Annotated in this window: 12 protein-coding genes; 7 read left to right on the top strand and 5 right to left on the bottom strand. The window is 59.8% G+C overall.

Annotation, left to right across the window (positions count from 1 at the left end; translation table 11 throughout):
- Positions 1-7 precede the first annotated feature (7 nt).
- The 3 genes from rpiB to ACP_RS10825 all read right to left on the bottom strand — a co-directional run bounded on the left by rpiB (position 8) and on the right by ACP_RS10825 (position 5053).
- Positions 8-478, bottom strand: coding sequence for a ribose 5-phosphate isomerase B (gene rpiB / locus ACP_RS10835; protein WP_015897369.1), 471 nt, complete (start codon positions 476-478; stop codon positions 8-10).
- Complete coding sequence (gene tkt, locus ACP_RS10830; protein ID WP_015897368.1) at positions 478-2493, bottom strand: transketolase; 2016 nt, start codon at positions 2491-2493, stop codon at positions 478-480. The genes rpiB and tkt overlap by 1 nt, the downstream gene beginning before the upstream one ends.
- Positions 2494-2599: 106 nt before the next feature.
- The gene (locus ACP_RS10825) at positions 2600-5053 is read right to left on the bottom strand and encodes a glycoside hydrolase family 15 protein (protein ID WP_015897367.1); all 2454 of its coding nucleotides are present in this window, start codon (positions 5051-5053) and stop codon (positions 2600-2602) included.
- 392 nt (positions 5054-5445) lie between these two features.
- On the opposite strand from ACP_RS10825, the gene ACP_RS10820 reads away from it, so the two are divergent.
- From ACP_RS10820 to ACP_RS10805, 4 genes are all read left to right on the top strand, one after another.
- On the top strand, positions 5446-6057 hold the full coding sequence (locus tag ACP_RS10820; RefSeq protein ID WP_015897366.1) for a superoxide dismutase: 612 nt from the start codon (positions 5446-5448) through the stop codon (positions 6055-6057).
- Positions 6058-6231: 174 nt separating this feature from the next.
- Positions 6232-7041: a hypothetical protein gene (locus tag ACP_RS10815; protein ID WP_148215128.1), complete on the top strand. Its 810-nt coding sequence runs from the start codon at positions 6232-6234 to the stop codon at positions 7039-7041.
- A gap of 55 nt (positions 7042-7096) precedes the next feature.
- Complete coding sequence (locus ACP_RS10810) at positions 7097-9580, top strand: endonuclease MutS2 (RefSeq protein ID WP_015897364.1); 2484 nt, start codon at positions 7097-7099, stop codon at positions 9578-9580.
- Between the two features lie 157 nt (positions 9581-9737).
- Positions 9738-10379, top strand: coding sequence for a cytidylate kinase-like family protein (locus tag ACP_RS10805; RefSeq protein ID WP_015897363.1), 642 nt, complete (start codon positions 9738-9740; stop codon positions 10377-10379).
- Between the two features lie 119 nt (positions 10380-10498).
- On the opposite strand, the gene ACP_RS10800 is transcribed toward ACP_RS10805, so the two are convergent.
- A complete protein-coding gene (locus tag ACP_RS10800; RefSeq protein WP_015897362.1) occupies positions 10499-14098 on the bottom strand; it encodes a TonB-dependent receptor in 3600 nt (1199 codons plus the stop codon).
- 443 nt (positions 14099-14541) lie between these two features.
- Here ACP_RS10800 and ACP_RS10795 point away from each other — a divergent pair, with 443 nt between their 5' ends.
- The 3 genes from ACP_RS10795 (at position 14542) to accD (ending at position 16538) form a co-directional block, all read left to right on the top strand.
- Complete coding sequence (locus ACP_RS10795) at positions 14542-15042, top strand: 23S rRNA (pseudouridine(1915)-N(3))-methyltransferase RlmH (RefSeq protein WP_015897361.1); 501 nt, start codon at positions 14542-14544, stop codon at positions 15040-15042.
- A 34-nt stretch (positions 15043-15076) separates the two neighbouring features.
- Complete coding sequence (cobO, locus tag ACP_RS10790) at positions 15077-15625, top strand: cob(I)yrinic acid a,c-diamide adenosyltransferase (protein WP_015897360.1); 549 nt, start codon at positions 15077-15079, stop codon at positions 15623-15625.
- Between the two features lie 70 nt (positions 15626-15695).
- Positions 15696-16538: an acetyl-CoA carboxylase, carboxyltransferase subunit beta gene (gene accD, locus ACP_RS10785; RefSeq protein ID WP_015897358.1), complete on the top strand. Its 843-nt coding sequence runs from the start codon at positions 15696-15698 to the stop codon at positions 16536-16538.
- A 130-nt stretch (positions 16539-16668) separates the two neighbouring features.
- Here accD and ACP_RS10780 read toward each other — a convergent pair whose 3' ends face one another.
- Positions 16669-17229, bottom strand: coding sequence for a hypothetical protein (locus ACP_RS10780; RefSeq protein ID WP_148215127.1), 561 nt, complete (start codon positions 17227-17229; stop codon positions 16669-16671).
- Positions 17230-17377: the final 148 nt, after the last annotated feature.

The following is a 17377-nucleotide window of genomic DNA, read 5'->3' as shown; positions in this document are numbered from 1 at the left end:
CCTGCTCCTAAGCTTTCTTTGAACCGGGCATGTAGCGCGCCTCAATGGCATAGACCTTGTTCAGGCGGCGGGTGTAGCGCTCCACCTGGCTCTGAAAGGCCGCATTGAGGAAGCTGGTGACCAGATCAAACGCCAGCGCGGGACCAATGATGCGGGCTCCCAGCACCAGCACGTTCATGTTGTCGTGCTCGACGCCCTGATGCGCGGAGTAGGTGTCATGGCACATGCAGGCGCGCACGCCGGGCAGCTTGTTGGCCGCCACGTTCACGCCAACGCCGCTGCCGCAGATCAGGATGCCGCGCTCGGCGCGGCCCTCGATCAGCGCGAGGCCCACTTTCTCAGCGAAATCAGGATAGTCAGAAGGTTCGGCGCTGTAAGCGCCCAGGTCATCGACTTCATGACCCAGGCGCTTCACAAATTCGCGCACTTCTTCCTTGAGAGGAAAGCCAGCGTGGTCTGCACCGATCGCAAGCTTCATTACTTGGCTCCTGCCAGTTCCGCCTTGGCGCGGGCAATCAGGGCCTTGGCGCGGCTGGCGATGTTGTCGGGGCTGAAGCCGAACTTCTCGAGCACCACCGGCCCGGGGGCCGAGGCGCCGAAGTGGTCGATGCCGATCACGTCGCCATGACGGCCCACCCACTTCCACCAGCCGAGCGAAGCGCCAGCCTCGACGGCCAGCTTGGGCAGACCATCAGGGAAGATCGACTGCTTGTAGGCCTCGTCCTGCTCGTCAAAGAGCTTCCAGCTCGGCATGGAGACCACGCGAGCCGTGACGCCCTCGCCCTTGAGCTGCTCGGCGGCCTTGAGGCAGGGCCACAGTTCCGCGCCGGTGCCGACCAGCAGCACATCCGGCGACTTGCTACCCTCTTCGACGATGTAAGCGCCCTTGGCGACACCCTCAAAGACCTTGTGCTTCTCGGGGTCGAGCAGCGGCAGATCCTGCCGCGACAGCGCCATGAACGAAGCGCTCTTGCGTTCGAGCGCCAGGCCCCAGGCCGCGGAGGTTTCATTCGCGTCCGCCGGACGGAAGTCAGTCAACTGCGGCGTCGCGCGCAGCGCCATCAGATGCTCGATGGGCTGGTGCGTCGGGCCATCTTCCCCGAGGCCCACCGAATCGTGCGTGTACACAAAGATGGCATGCGCCTTCATCAGCGCGGCCAGGCGAAGCGCCGGCTTGCAGTAGTCGCTGAAGACAAAGAAGGTCGAGCCATAAGGAATGACGCCGCCATGCACCGCCATGCCGTTGACCGCCGCGCACATGGCAAACTCGCGCACGCCAAAGAAGACGTTCACGCCGGTCGCGTCCACGTGGAAGTTGCCGCTGTCCTTGATGATGGTCTTGGTTGAGGCGGTCAGATCGGCCGCGCCGCCCAGCAGCTCGGGCACCTGCTTGGCGATGGCATTCATCACCACGTTGCCGGCGGTGCGGGTGGCCTGCGCCTTGCTGTCCGCAGCAAACTTCGGCAGGCTGTCACGCCAGCCGTCCTTCAGCTTGCCGGCATGGGTGCGCTCAAACTGCGCGGCCAGCTCGGGAAATTCCTTCTTGTACTGAGCAAAAAGATCGTTCCACTGCTTCTCATATTCCGCGCCCTTGGCCACGACCTCGGCCCAGTGCCTGGCCGCATCCTCGGGAACATAGAAGCTCTTGTCCTCGGGCCAGCCGAGGTTCTTCTTGGTCTCCTTGACGGCCTCGGCACCGAGCGCCTCGCCATGCACCTTGCTGGTGCCGGCCTTGGGGCTGCCGTAACCGATCACCGTGCGCACGGCAATCAGAGAGGGCTTGCCGGTCTCGGCCTTGGCGGCTTCGATCGCCTTCGAGATGCCTTCGAGATCGTTGCCGTCTTCCACAATCTGCACGTGCCAGTGGTAGGCCTCAAAGCGCTTGAGCACGTCTTCAGTAAAGGAAAGCTCGGTGGGGCCGTCGAGCGAGATCAGGTTGTCATCGTAGAGATAGATCAGCTTGCCCAGGCCCAGCGTGCCGGCCAGCGATGCGGCCTCGTGCGAGATGCCTTCCATCAGATCGCCGTCGCCGCAGATGCCGTAGGTGTAGTGATCGACCACTTCATAGCCGGGGCGGTTGTACACAGCGGCGAGATGCTTCTCGGCAATCGCCATGCCCACGGCCATCGCAAAGCCCTGGCCCAGCGGACCCGTCGTGACCTCGACGCCATCGGTATCGCCATACTCGGGGTGCCCGGGCGTGTTCGAGTGCCACTGGCGGAAGTGCTGCAGGTCATCAAGGGAAACCTTGTAGCCGCTCAGATGCAGCACGCTGTACAGCATGGCCGAGGCATGGCCGTTCGACAGCACAAAGCGGTCGCGGTTCGACCACTTGGAGTGCTTCGGGTTGTGGCGCATGTACTTGTGAAAGAGCAGGTAAGCCATGGGGGCATCGCCCAGGGGAGCTCCAGGATGGCCGCTCTTGGCCTTCTCCACCGCGTCGACGGCGAGGAAGCGCAGTGCGTTGATCGAAGTCTGCTGCAACTCAGTCATGAAAAAATCTGCCCTTTCTTCGTGGCGTGCGCCCGGTTTTCCGGGCGCAAATAATTCTGTGTTTATCGGTTTGGATGACGGAAAACGGAGATCGGGTTCCGGAGACTTATTCTTCGGCGGAGACGGCAACATCGAAATTCCGGCCTTCCCAGCGCTGTTCCCCCATCCAGAAAAGAGTAAATGAAACCTGGCCTTCGCGCAGACCGGCCACCGGCAGATCGGCACAGCAGACCTGTGTGCCCACCTGACGGCATTCCATCATCTGGTGGGTCTGCCAGCTATCGGACGTCCACAAAACACGGAAGGCCCGGTCGGCCAGGATGCGCAGATTGCGCCCCGCCTGCATCTCGCGAATCGCCCGATTCAGCAGGAAAACGTCCACTGTGGCACTCGCGGGCCGGTCGTCGCAATAGCGCCGGGCCACCGCCTCAATGCGGTCAAAAACCTGCCGGTCATGCAGGGAGCGCAGCAGCTTCAGATACTCGGCATGCGCCCAGACCAGAGGCATGGCCGAGCCGGCCGGATCACCGGGCCGCAGCTTGTGCCCGCGCACCTCGATCTCGGGGCTGTCCCAGACCTGCTCCGGCAGCATGCCGCCCAGCGAGGCAAAGGCCTCGATGGCCTGCACATAAGGCAGCACGTCCTGCCCGGCGGCCAGGGCATAGTGGGCGCGCTCGCCCGTCAGCAGGGGCCAGGCGCGGCCTTGTCCATAACCGGTAAAGGGACTGCCATCGGGCCCTGTGCCATAGCCGTCAAAGTTGTAGCGCCGCCAGCAGGGCCCGCGTGGCGTCTCCACTTTGAGCACGTGGTCCACCACTTTCAGCGAGTCCACAATCAGCGGATCATCCGCGCGGCGCACTCCGTAGCGCACCAGTTCCAGAAAACCCGCATCGATGATCTCGCGCGCCTCAAACTCATAGCGCGTGCCCGGCGGACGATTGTTGAGCGTCACCTTCTCTTTGCCGCACTGCTCATGCGCGTAAGGGTCGCCGCACTCGGGCGGACGCACTCGCATGAAATGCCGCTTCACATCCGGATGCAGCACGCCATTGTTGGTGACGGTCCAGTCTTCCAGATGCGATTCGATCCAGTCGGCATGCTCTTCCAGCAGCGTGGCCAGTTCGTCAGCGCCATGCGCCCGCACCAGTTCGGCCGCGCAGACCAGCCCCGAGATCACCGCCGCCAGCGTCGAGGGCGAATATCCGGAATTCTCTTCCCAACGCTCCTGCTGCGTGACCGGAGCATGCAGCAGCAAGAAGCCCGCGGCGCGCTCCACAAAGGCCAGCACGTTAAAGGTGCCGAGCGCCTGACGCTTCCACAGCCGCCAGGCCAGAATGATCGGGAATGCCACTTCGTCCAGTTGCAGCCCCGTCCAATACGGCGTGCCGTTGACCCAGAAGTTCTGCGCGAAGCTGCCGTCCGGCTTCTGCGTGCAGGCGAGATAGACGAGCGCCCGCAGCGCCGTCTCTTCGCGGCCGCAGGCCATCAGGGCCGAGGCGGTCTGCACCATGTCGCGCGTCCACACCAGGTGATAACCGCCAAGATCGTCGTCGCCCTTGGCATACCCCCACGGAATGGACGCCGAGGCAATGAACGCACCCGCGAAGGTCTTGTCTTCATGTGCGAGCAGGATGCTGTGGCTGATCTGCATGAGCCGCCCATAATCGCAGGACGACGACGCCAGATGGCCGGGGCTGGCTGCCCGGCGCCACTGCGCGATGAAGCGCTCTTTCTGCTGCTCAAAGGGCGTCGCCAGAGCCCCCATTGCCGAGGCAATGGCGGAGTGATGGCCGTCGCCGAAACCGATGGCGATGCGGAAGTCCAGCGTATGGCGGTTGTCGATCTCTCCGGTGAGCGAAATATTGCCGTCGAGCGCGGACCCGAATTCCCAGTTCATGGTGAAATCGTTGTGCAGATCCTGCCAGCCATCGCTCTGGCCGACATAACCGCAACTGGCGCGGCTGAATCCGCAATCGGCAATCATGGCAATCGAGGGGCTGCCCGGTTCGTTGGCCTTCCAGGCCAGCAGAGACTTCTTGCCTGCAAGATCGACAACGCTGCCCGAATTCCCCATGCCGCCGCCATCAATGTGAGGCGCCAGCATTGCATAGACCCTGAGCTTCTGCAGCAGCTCCTCTGAGCCATGCTCCCCGGCGCGCAGGCGCACCCGCATCAGCACTACCGGCGAGTGCGGATCGGTGATGATCTCCTTCTCGATGACATACCGGCCCTTACGATCGGCCCCATACAGGCGCACGCCCAGCGCCTCGGCATCAATGTACTCGCCGGTAAAGTTGAGGGCGCGCTTTTCCTCATGAAAGAAGGTCTCGCCGTCGGTGATCAGCAGGCCCATGTCGCGCGTCTGCGGGCGGTCGATGGTGGGGTAATAAATCTCGTTGAGAATGCCATGCGAGATGGTGTACCAGACGCGGCTGGCCGCCGAATACGCCGTGCCGATGGCCCACTTTTCGCTGGAGGTCCAGCGTGGCGGCATGCCTGGAGCGCCAAAGGCCGCGCCCTGGCCCTCGATCCATCGATATTGCGATTTGGTCGTGTCCATCGCCTGAAAATCTCCCTCTCGCACAAACCCACACGCCATGAAGCGGCATGGCCCGCATCGCAACAGCATAGTGCAGCGCGATGACTATTAGATAAGCGCCGACCGGAAAAGGGGGCAGAAAAGACCAGAACGGCACAGAAAGGGGTGCTCGGGCCAGCCCGAATTGGAGCTGAGGAGCTAACGTTCTCCCCGGAGAGCGGGGCTGACGATGACGCCGGTGAATATTCTTTTCGCTCTCTGCCGCAGCCTTCCCCCCGGTCGCGGCATCCATTATGCTTAGGAGCGCTGCGCGGATTCAGATGGAATCCGCCGGGAATGCGAAGAATTTCAGTCGCTTCTGCAGAATCCAATCGAAACGATTCAGATGAATCCAACGGAAAAGGAGAACGGCTTTGGCACACGAACTGCCCCCTCTGCCCTACGACTATTCGGCTCTTGAACCTCATATCGACGCCGAAACCATGAAGCTGCACCATGACAAGCACCATCAGGCCTACATCAACAACCTGAATGCGGCGCTGGAGAAGCATCCTGACCTGGCCAGCAAATCGGCCGAAGACCTGCTGCGTGATCTCAACAGCGTGCCCGAGGACATTCGCACGGCGGTGCGCAACAATGGCGGCGGCCATGTGAACCACACCATGTTCTGGAAGATCATGAAGCCCAACGGCGGCGGCGCGCCGACCGGCGCCATCGCCCAGCAGATCGAGAAGGACTTCGGCACCTTTGAGGACTTCAAGACGGCCTTCAACGGCACGGCGGCCAAGCAGTTCGGCTCCGGCTGGGGCTGGCTGATCTGGGATGGCGGCAAGCTCAAGATCATCTCCACTCCCAACCAGGACAGCCCGCTGTCGCAGGGCTTCTTTCCCATTCTCGGCAACGATGTGTGGGAGCACGCCTACTACCTGAAGTATCAGAACAAGCGGCCCGACTACCTGGCCGCCTGGTGGAACACGGTCAATTGGGACGAAGTGAACCATCGCTTCGAACACGCGAAGAAGTAGTTACGCCAGCCTTCCCAATAAGGCCGCAGAGGCCCCGCATCTCTTTAGAAATGCGGGGCCTCTGCTTTTCTTGAGCTGCTGGCGGTAATGAATTCCGCACCCGGACCGCAGCTTTTTCCGCAAATTCGCGTCTGAATCGAGTGCAACGATTTTCACGAGGGAGAGTGCCCTGACATGCGATCCGCAACCCGCCGGTGGATGCCCGCGATTCTGCCCAGCCTGACCGTGCTGAGCCTGGCCCTGCTCGTGGTGACCCAACGCGCCACGGCCCAAAGTACGGTGCTGCCCGCCGGGCAGTCGCAGTTTGCCATCACGCAAAACGGCAAGACCCTCGGCCATACCGAATCGAACATCTCCCGGCTTGCGAACGGCTATGCGATCGAGTCGCACGGCGAGATGAGCCTCGGCAAGTTCCGCTACTCCTTCACCAGCCACAACCAGCTTGACGCTGAGTTGGACGTGGTGCGGGACTCGATCACCGGCGAGGTCAACGGAAAGCAGGGCAGCTTTGAAGCAGCCTCCAGCACCGATGGCCGCACCTTTCTGATTCACACCAGCGGCGGCGGCAAGAGCGAAAGCAACACCCTGACGCGCCATCAGAATCTGGTTGTGCTGCCCGATTTTGACGCGGCCTCCTACGTCGAGATGGTTCACTTCGCCATGGAGCAGCCCAAATATGCATGGATTCTGATTCCCAAACAAAACGGCATTCTGGTGCCCTGCCATTACCAGCCGCAGGCGGATGTGCGCGGCGTCTGGAACGGCACCTCCATCGACGCCCATCACACCACCGTGATTGTGAGCGCGCAGAATGCCGTCAGCGTGGAGCTTTACTACTCCAACGATGGCACGCTGCTCGAAGCCGACCTGCCGCAGCAGAACTTCTACGTGATTCGAGATGGTTTTCATCTGATCAACCGCCCGAAATCGGAGATTCCGCACGTTGCGGAGGCGCCGTCTCAGCAGCAGCAGCCGCAGCAGTAGGGGCTGGAGCCCACGGATATACTGGCTTGCCCCGCCTGCATGCAACAATCGATCTGTGAGCCTGCTGCCGCCCATTCCAGCCCCTGTCACCGAGCTGAGCCAGTCCGCCCTCGGGTGGGATCTTCTCGCTGATTTTCTCGCCAGCTACGCCCAATCCAGCGTAGGGCGCGCATGGCTGTCGGCGGCGGTGCCTTCCGGCAATCCCGAATGGATCGAGCGCCAGCACACGCTGGTGGACGAAGCGCGCGTGCTGCACACGGCCGGCGTGCGCCCGGCCATGGGCAGCCTCTTTGACCCCACCGAAGCGCTCGCCAAGGCGCGGCTTGAAGGCGCGGTGCTGGAGCCGGAGGAGATCCGGCAGGTGGTCGATCTGGCTGAGCAGACTGCGGCCTGGGCAGCATTTTTGCGGGACCCCGGGGATGATCTGGCCGAGCGCTTGCCTGCACTGCGAGAGGCCGCGGCCGGATTGGTCGGCTATGACCTGCATCCCCTGGTGGAAGCCGTGCGCGCCAAATTGCTGCCCGATGGCAGCCTTGCCGACGATGCTTCGCCTGAGCTGAAGCGCCTGCGCCGCGAGATGGAACGCCAGCAGCGCGCCATCGCCTACAGCCTGCGCGGCGCGCTCCGCCGCTTTGCCGAAGGCGGCACCACGCAGGAAGACCTGATCACCATTCGCGGCGAGCGGTTTGTCATCCCCGTCAAGGCGGAGTGGAAGCGGCGCGTGCCCGGCGTCGTGCATGGCGCCAGCTCCAGCGGCCAGACTGTCTACGTGGAACCGCTCGAAACCATTGAGCTGAACAATGAGCTGGTGCGCCTGCTGGAAGAGGAGCAGGCCGAAATTCATCGCATCTACGTCGCCATGACGCGGCAGATCGGCCAATATGCCGCACCCATTCACGCAGGTGCGCGCGTGCTCGCCGAGTTGGATACCGTCATGGCCCGAGCCCGCTTTGCCCAGGAATACAACGCCGTTCGCCCTTTGCTGGAGCACGCTCACGCAGCGCAGCCGGGGCTCTCGTTGAAAGCGGCGCGGCATCCGCTGCTCGAACGCCGTTTGCGCGCGAGTGGCGGCGCAGTCGTGCCCGTCAGCGTAGCGCTCGACGATGAGCACCGGCAACTGATTATCAGCGGCCCCAACACCGGCGGGAAGACGGTCACGCTCAAGACCCTGGCGCTGGCCGCCATGATGGCGCAGGCCGGCATTCCGGTCTGCGCCGAAGAGGCGCGGCTGCCGCTTTTGACCGGTTTTTTAGCCGACATTGGAGACGCGCAGTCCATCGAGCAGAATCTCTCCACGTTTTCCGCGCACATTGTGCGCCTGAACAAGATTGCCGCCGAGGCCGGCCCGGCTTCGCTGGTGCTGCTCGACGAACTCGGCTCGGCCACCGATCCCGAAGAGGGCGCAGCCCTGGCCGTCGCCATCGCGGAGCATTTTCTGCGCGCGCGGGCATGGTCCATCATCTCAACGCATCACACGTCGCTGAAAATCTACGCTGAGACCACGCCCGGCGTGCTGAATGCAGCCGTCGGCTTTGACGAGCAGACGCTGGCCCCGACCTACGTACTGCGGCAGGGCGTTCCCGGAGCGAGCGCCGGTATCAACATCGCGCAGCGGCTCGGGCTTGAGCCAGCCATTGTGGAGGCCGCGCGCAAACGCCTCTCCACGCAAACACTCGACATCGCACGCTTTCTCGACAAGCTGCATGAACAGCTCCGGCATCTGGAAGCTGAACGCCTGCGCACCCAGCAACTGGAAGGCGAACTGCAGCGCGAACGCGCTCGGCTCGAAGTGGAAGGACTGAAAGAGTGGCGCGCCAAGGTCCGCGAGCTTGAGCAGCAACTGCAATCCCTGATCAAGGACTTTGAATACCAGGCTCGCGAAACCGTCAAAGCCATTGATGATCGCGCGGCCCAGCAGAAGCTCAGCAAAGAGGCCGAGCGCCGCATCGCGCGACTGCGGCGCGAGTTTGCCGAGAGCTTCAACTCCGCCGTGGTTGCGGAGCACACCGGAGCGAGCCGTGGCGACGCCCATGCCCAGCCGCACCTGCCCCAGCGTGTGACCGCCGGAGACGTAGTGAAGCTGCGCTCGCTCGGCAAAACGGCCACCATCCAGCGTCAGGTGGATGAGCGCACCTACGAAGTGGCTATCGGCCCGATGAAGATGCGCGTGAGCCGCGATGAAATCGCTGAAGTGCTCCGCGGCTCCGCGGCCGCGGGCGAAGACCGGCAGGCCGTGCGTGCCCGGCTGCGCTCCAAAGGCGTTTCTGTGCAGATGAGCGATCCCGACCCGGTGATGAGCTGGGAGGTCAACGTCATTGGCCGCACCGCGGACGAAGCGCAGGATGAAGTCGAGAAATTCCTCGACCGCGCCGTGATGGCCGGCCTGCCGCGCATCCGCGTGATTCACGGCACCGGAATGGGCGTACTGCGCCGCACCTTGCGGCAATGGCTCCAACAGCACCCGCATGTGTCGCAGGTGACCGAACCGCCTTACAATGAGGGCGGCTCGGGGGCGACCATCGTCGAATTAAGACAGTAGTGCCCGCACCCATTCGCACCGCGTGCGTGTGAGCGTTGCCCTATCAAAAATGATTCGCTAATCCCGCCACCTCCAGCAAGTCGAACGTCTCAGCCCGATGCTACGATGGGCTGGCAAAGAGCTTGCGGTGGGTGAGGCTCTGGAAAGGGGCAAAATCATGATCCGAATGATTACGGTCGAGCGGGAGTACGGCAGCCAGGGCGCGGCTTATGCCCACCACCTTGCCAGCCGGCTGGGATGGAAGCTGATCGACGACTGCCTGCTCGAAGAGATTGCTAGCCGGGCCGGAGTGCAAAAGCATCTCGTCGCGCAATGCGATGAACGCCTCGACCCCTGGTACTACCGCTTTGGCAAGGCCTTCTGGCATGGTTCGCTCGAACGGCTGCCGGGGCCGGACTCCGACACCTTCGACAGCGACCGGATGGTCGATCACGTGCGCGAGTTGTTGCGCGCGCGTGCCGAGGAGGGTCAGTGCGTGGTCGTCGGACGCGGCGCGGCCTGTTTGCTGCACAACGTACCGGGAGCATTTCATGTCTTCGTCTACGCGTCGATGCCGCGCAAGGTAAAGTACATCACCGAGCAGTTCCCGGAGCATGCCGGAGACGTAGAGGTCGAGATCCTGGCCACCGACCGCCGCCGCGCCGCCTACATTCGCCGCTACTATGACATGGACTGGACCGATCGCCGCATCTACCACCTGATGATGAATAGCTGTATGGGGTTCGAAGCCATGGTCGGCGCCACGGTCGAAGCCGCCGGGCTGACGTCCCTCGTAGCCACCGAGAGAACCGCACGCTAGCCCTGGAGCTATCTATTCATTTTTTCATTCACATCCCATATCAAAAGAGAGGCCGCCCAAACGGGCGGCCTCTTAGATTTTAGCCCGAGTGCGATGAACCGCACTCCGGTAATGATGATCTAGAAGTAGAACTTACCAGCAAGCTGCACGGAACGTGCGGGCTGTGGGTCGCCGCCACTATTTGCCGTGCTGTTGATCACCGAAGTGATTTGGCCAAAGCTGGTGTCGTTGAAGTTGCCATCCGGTTCGCTGAAGTTTGCGTGATTGAAGACGTTGAATGCTTCAAGACGCAACTGCAGATAGCGACTGCCGCTGTTATTGAATGCGAAGTTCTTCGAGAGCTGCAGGTCAGTGTAGTTATAACCGGGGCCAGCGAAGAAGTTGCGGGCGGTGTTACCAAACGTACCAGTCTTTTCCTTGGTGAATTGGGTCGGATCGAACCAGTAATTGCCGGCAGCTCCGCCTTTGAAGCTCCTCAAGGTACGAACACTCAGCTTCGAGACATGGCTGGTTGTGACATTTGGATTGTCGGAGCAGCCAAAGAAGCTGGAGCCGTCGCACCACAGACTGTTTGCCCCGCCTGTGCCGGAGCCGTAGATCGAGACAGGGAAACCGGTCTGGAGCACGGTATAGCCCGAGACTTCCCAACCGCTCAGTGCTTCCCTCATCGCCAGATTATGCTTCATGAAGTCCGCAACTGGAACAATGTATGTATATGAAACAACCAGACGATGACGGGCATCGAAATCAGAACTGCCATAGTTCAGATATTCGTAGCCGGGTACGTAGTTGTAAATACGTCCCTTGCTGCCTGTCGAGCTTTCATATCCAGAAGCATCATCAAGTGCATGCGAGTAGGTATACGCAACCTGGAAAGACAGCCCGTGAGTCGGCGCCTTCTTCAAGCTGATCTGAAGCGAATTGTAGTTTGAAGCGCCTTCGCTATTTTGCGAGGCGACGCTGGTGTACCAGGGCAATCCATTGGGGAAGCCAGCGAGGCCCACGGTTCCAGGCACCACCACCGGATTTTTCGTGTATTGGGGGAAATATTTGTGAATGTTTGCAGCGCCATTCGCACTATTACATGCGATCGTCTGGCCATAGACGGTAGCGGTAGCTCCCGCCGCGCAAGCCGCGTGGCCGGCTGCGGTAATGGGATCCGCTTCGTACCATGTTGCCAGGCGGTGACCAAGAGAGCCGACGTAGCCGACTTCCAGAATCATGTCCCCAGGCAGGGCGCGTTGAACGTTCAGGTTGAAGTTCATCACGTAAGGCGCGGTGTAGTTCTTGTCAAAAGCCTGTGCCGAAAGCAGGGCGTAATTGGGCCAGTTGACCGTAGCACCCTTCTGCGGTGCGGCGTATGGAAACGGATTGGGCTCTGACAGTGTGGGGTCATGCACATCCTGGAAAGGATTAGCAAAGGACGGACTACCGCCTACATCGCCGATACCGTAAGAGGTGTAGAGAGCGGGAGGATCAGTCAGATTCTGCAGAGACTGTTCTTCCTGATCGCGGTTGTAGTAGATACCATAGCCGCCACGAACGGAGAACTCATGATTGCCATTTTCTCCAATCAAGAATTTGGGACCTGCGGAAGGTGACCACGCAAAACCTACACGGGGCGAGAAGTGATTCCAATGGGTGGTCGGGCCGCCAGTGGTGCTGCATCCCTTGTCTCCCTTGAAGGCCATTCCTGGAGGCGCACCCGGGAAGGTTACACTTGCAAAGCTGCCGCCTTCGTAGCAGAAAATCCCATAGCCGTTATACTGCTCGTCTTTCACTGGAGTTTCTACATCCCAGGCGATGCCATAGTTCAGCGTAAGATCGCTGTTCACCTTCCAGCTATCTTGCGCATATGCATAATCCTCAGAGGAAATGGCATCGATGAAACCATCGTTGGTTTGCTCATACCCATCGGGGATGCCCATCAGAAAGTCGATGGCCGGATCGCCCGAGCTGTATTGCCCGCCTCCGTTGTAGTAGTAGTAACCATTATTAAGGTAGGCAAAAGGATTGCTTACACGGAAGCTCTCGTAGCGTGCGCCAAACTTGAGCGAGTGATTTCCGACAATCCAGGTCAGACTGTCAGCACCGCTGAGATTGGTGTCCTTACGAGGTTGAGGGCCTTCATAACTGTTGCCCAGCGAGAAGTAAGGACCAACAGAAATATAGGGGACACCTGCAGGCTGCAATTCGGGGTTGATCTGGAAGCCAAGCGAACTCGGCTGCGTCTCCTGAGCAGGATTGACAGCGTGATAATTCAAGCGAGTGTAACCCAGCCGCAGCTCGTTCAGCAGCGTTGGGCTGAAGGTATGAGTATAAGAAGCCGTGTAAAGCTTGTAATGCGAATCATTCTGCTCAGCAAAACCCGGCAATGAGCCGCCACCAAAGGACAGTGCGTTGACGGCGGGCGCGCCTTGAAAGACCACCGATGCCCAGATGGAGTCTTTCGACGTAGGCGTGTAATCGATTCGAATGATGCCCTGGTCAGCACCTGATGTGTCAAGTGCGTTGAAATTGTAGTAAGAAGCTCCGCCCAAAACTTCGTTAGAGGCGGGAACGTATGTATTGAACAGCTTGGCTGCAACAGAATTCCATTGATTATTTGGAATGGTCACAGAGGTGCCTGCCGGGAAGCATTGAGCCCACGTCTCACCTGTTGTGCAGCTACCAAAAGCGAATGGAACGGGATTGTTGCTCAGACCCGCTGAGTCATTTGCACCTGTAGCGTAGTTGAAGCTGTTGTTAAAGTTGCCTGCGCGCTGGCTGTTGTCAAAAACCTGCGACAAGCTGGTGCCAGCCGAACGAGTGCGCCGTCCCTGATAGGCAATGAAGAAGAATAGCTTCTTCTTAAGAATCGGCCCACCCAAGGTTGCGCCAAAAATGTTCTGATGGAAGACCGGACGCTGGCCAGGCAACGAGAAGTAGTTCCCATTATTGAGGAAGGTGTCGCGATAAAACTCAAAGGCACTGCCATGCAACTGATTGGTTCCGGACTTGAGAACTTCATTCACGATGGCACCTGAATTGCGAGCAAATTCAGGGTTCAAAGTACTGGTGACAATGTTCTCTTCCGCAAGAGCATCAGGATTGATTTGGATGCCTTCACTTTGAAGTGAAAAGTCATTGATGTCAGCGCCATCGAGCAGGAAGGAATTCTGTGGAGTTTGGCTGCCGTTCGCCGAATAGGTTCCAAAACGATCAGACGATTCCACACTACCGGCCGTCAGCTTTTGGAGAAGGGCAGGATCGCGCGAAAGCATCGGGATCTGCTCGAGCGTCTGAGAGGTGATCTCCGTTTTCAACTGGGTGTCAGATGTTTCCACCTGGAGCTGGGAAGCATTGACATTCACTGTCTGCGCTTTGCCACCAACCTTAAGGTGGGCATCCACGTCACGGTTGTCATTGAGGTTCAGCGTCAATCCGGTTTGAGCGTACTGGTTAAAACCGGGCGCCGCGATCGTGACCGTGTAGGGTCCACCGATTTGAAGCTGCGGGAAAATGTAATAACCCTTAGAATCTGTCTTCGCCTTGGTCACGATGCCAGTGCTGGTATTTTCTGCAGTAACCACAGCGTTTGGGATTACCGCGCCGGTCGAGTCGGTGACTGTGCCGTGAATAGCAGCAGCTGTGACCTGCGCCCACGCACTCGGCCTCACTCCAAACACAATGACCGAGAGAACCAGAACTGCGGTCAGTATTCTGTTGCGATTGCTCATTGCCCCTCCGGGGAAGGCTATTTTGTAGAAACTACTGGTTTACGTCTTGGTTCCCGAAACCTGCGGCCTTCTTCACGTTGAAGGCCTGGCTGAAGCGCCGGGAGCCGAATCTCTACCAAAGACCTGCTTTCGAAGTGGCAAGGCGCTGCGTCTACTTGGACAGTGCGGCTTTGCCGGAATCGAGCATGATTCCTTGGGTGTACACGACTGGTATGCAATTCTCTGGCCAACATGGTTGACTATGCTTTCAGTGCACCTCCAGCCTGGCAAAATGTAATCTCTCTGTAAACAAAATGAAACAATTACATGCAGTTAAATAGCTGTTTCTAATGAGCTTTTGCGAGGGGTTGCCTGCTTCACGTCATTGCGGGATAAATTTACTCATCGGTTAAGGATTGGCTTTTCGGGCGCGAGGGCGCTTCTATGGTTTTCTGTAGAGGACTTTGCGAGCTCTCTATGACAAACCGGAAAACCTTTTTGCCGTTACACTCATCGCTGTGAAGATCCTGCTGGCCTCGGTGGGCAATCGCGCCCGGCGCGATGCCTTTGACACGCTCGCCGAGCTTTATCTGGGGCGGGTGCGGGGCTATTGCGATCTGGAAACTGCCGTCTACCGCACCGAGGAGGCCTTTCTTGAGGCGATGGAGCGCCAGCAGGGCCGCGTGGCGCCTTTGCTAGCCCTGCTTGATAGCCGCGGCAAGCTCTTTTCTTCTGAACAGCTTGCGGCCTGGGTCGGCGAGCAGCGCGAGGCGGGCCAGCAGTGGCTGGTCTTTGCCGTGGGGCCGGCCGATGGATGGTCAGACGCCGCACGAAGACGCGCCCGGCTGCTGCTTTCGCTCGGGCCTATGACGCTGCCACACGAGCTGGCCCGCGTCGTGGTCAGCGAGCAAATCTACCGGGCATTTACAATCCTTGCTGGGCACCCTTATCACTCCGGGCATTGAGCTTGGATAGAGAACCGGAGCGCCCACTTTACATATGACCGAAGAAGCACAGGAGTCCCGGCGGGGACTGATTCTGATCAACACCGGTCCTGGCAAGGGCAAAACCACTGCGGCGATGGGCACCGCGCTGCGCGCCGTGGGCAATGGCATGCGAGTGCTGATGCTCCAGTTTTTGAAAGGCTCCTGGCACTACGGCGAGCTTGATGCCGTGGAAGCCTTCGGTGGCCAGTGGGTCATGAAGCAGATGGGCCGCGGATTTGTGAAAATCGGCGGCGCGGAATCGGACCCCGAAGACATCCGGATGGTCGAAGAGGCGTGGCTCGAGGCTCGGCAGGCCATTCTCTCGGGCGAATGGGACATGGTGGTGCTGGATGAAATCAACTATGCCATCAGCTACGGCATGCTCGACCCGGCCAAGGTGGTGGAGACGCTCCTTGAGCGCCCGCCTATGGTGCATGTGATCCTCACCGGACGCAACGCTCATCCCTCCCTGGTAGAGATTGCCGACACCGTGACCGAGATGCGGCAGGTCAAGCATGCCTATGAAAAAGGCGTGCTCGCCCAGCGTGGCATCGAATACTAGTACCAGCGGTTGACACAGGTTTTCGCAAAGAGCGGCGCTATGGCGGCCGCGCAGGCAGAAAAGGAGATCGATGTCCTGGTTTCGTCGCGAAGAAAGCAAGATTGAGAGCACCAGCGGGAATCGTGTCCGCACTGAAGGTCTATGGACCAAATGCGATGGCTGCAGCCAGATCATCTGGAAGGCGGATCTTGATGCCAATCTGCAGGTATGCCCGAAGTGCGGTTTCCATTTCAAGATGGGTGCCCGCGCGCGCATTGATTCGTTGCTCGACCCCGGCTATGAGCTGGTGGATGGAGACCTGCGCTCGACCGATCCGCTGAAGTTTGTCGACCTCAAGCCCTATGCCGCCCGTCTCAAGAAGGCGCAGCAGGATACCGAGCTGAACGACGCCATCGTGAATGCCACCGGAATGCTGGGTCCGCATCGCGTGGTGGTGAGCGCTATGGAATTCAGCTTTATCGGCGGCAGCATGGGCGCCGTGGTGGGCGAGACGATTGCGCGCGCCGTGGATCGCGCCCACGATGCGCGGCAGCCGCTCATCGTGATTTCAGCATCGGGCGGCGCTCGCATGATGGAAGGCATCGTGAGCCTGATGCAGATGGCGAAGATTTCCGCCGCGCTGGCACGCCTGGATGAAGCAGGTATTCCGTTTATTTCATTGATGACCGACCCGACCACCGGCGGCGTCACCGCGAGCTTTGCCATGCTCGGCGACTTGAACATTGCCGAGCCGAACGCGCTTATCGGCTTCGCTGGCCAGCGAGTGATCGAGCAGACCATCCGGCAGAAGCTGCCTGAAGGGTTTCAGCGTTCCGAGTTCTTGCTGCAGCATGGATTCCTCGACGCCATTGTGAAGCGCGGCGAGATGAAGGATTACCTGATTCGGGCGCTCGACTTCATGCAGGTGCGGTAAAGACCCGCGTATCGGGTTTGCCGCTCGGTTTATTTGATGGCGACCAGCCTTTCTGCGCGGATAGCGGCTTGGCCCTGTCCGCGCAAAAAGTGGCTGTCTTTGAATCGCCTGGCCCCACTAAACGGCTGGCTTATTCGGTCTCTGCCGGCTTGCTCATTTCCAGCTTCTTCTCGAGCGCTTCCGCTCTCGATTTGGCCTTGTCATAGGCAACATAGTCCGAGATCATGTGGGCCATCTTTGACGACAGCTCCGCGTTGGCCCGGGCATACTCCTGGTACTGGGGAAATTGAATGTGAGCCCGGTTGTCTGAGAGGTGCTGGATGGTCGTGGTGAGCACGTCCGCCATCTCCCGCAATACTGGGTCAATCTGCTGGATCGCCTCCTGCTGCCACGGCGAACCGTCTTCCTGCATGTCGGTCAATTGCTGATGCAGTTTACCGAGTTTGTTGACGTTCTCTCGAATCCGGTCCAACTGCTGGGCATGCGTCTGCCAACTGAGCTTGGAGTGCGTGAATGATTCCAGCTCCGTGGCATCGCGCTCTGCCTGTATCGCATAAGTTTGCGCCTCGCGCAAAAGCTGCGAGATTTGTGCCGAGTCCTGCGTTTGAGCTGCTGCATAAGACGATCCCGCCATCCACATGAGGAGAGCAACGCTGGCAAGGGTCAGAATTGATATCCATCTGGATTTCATGTTTCCCCCTTTGGGCCGGGGTAGTGAGCATCCGGCATTCTCAGTGTGAGTCTGGCTTTTTCAATTTCTCTGTGATGTGAGTCACCGGACGGTTTATCGGGTTCTCTCGGGCAAGCGGCTTACCTTCGGGTTCAAAATCAGCAAAAAA

This window comes from Acidobacterium capsulatum ATCC 51196, from assembly GCF_000022565.1.
In the GTDB taxonomy this organism is placed as follows: domain Bacteria; phylum Acidobacteriota; class Terriglobia; order Terriglobales; family Acidobacteriaceae; genus Acidobacterium; species Acidobacterium capsulatum.
This window is presented reverse-complemented; position numbering and strand designations above follow the sequence as displayed.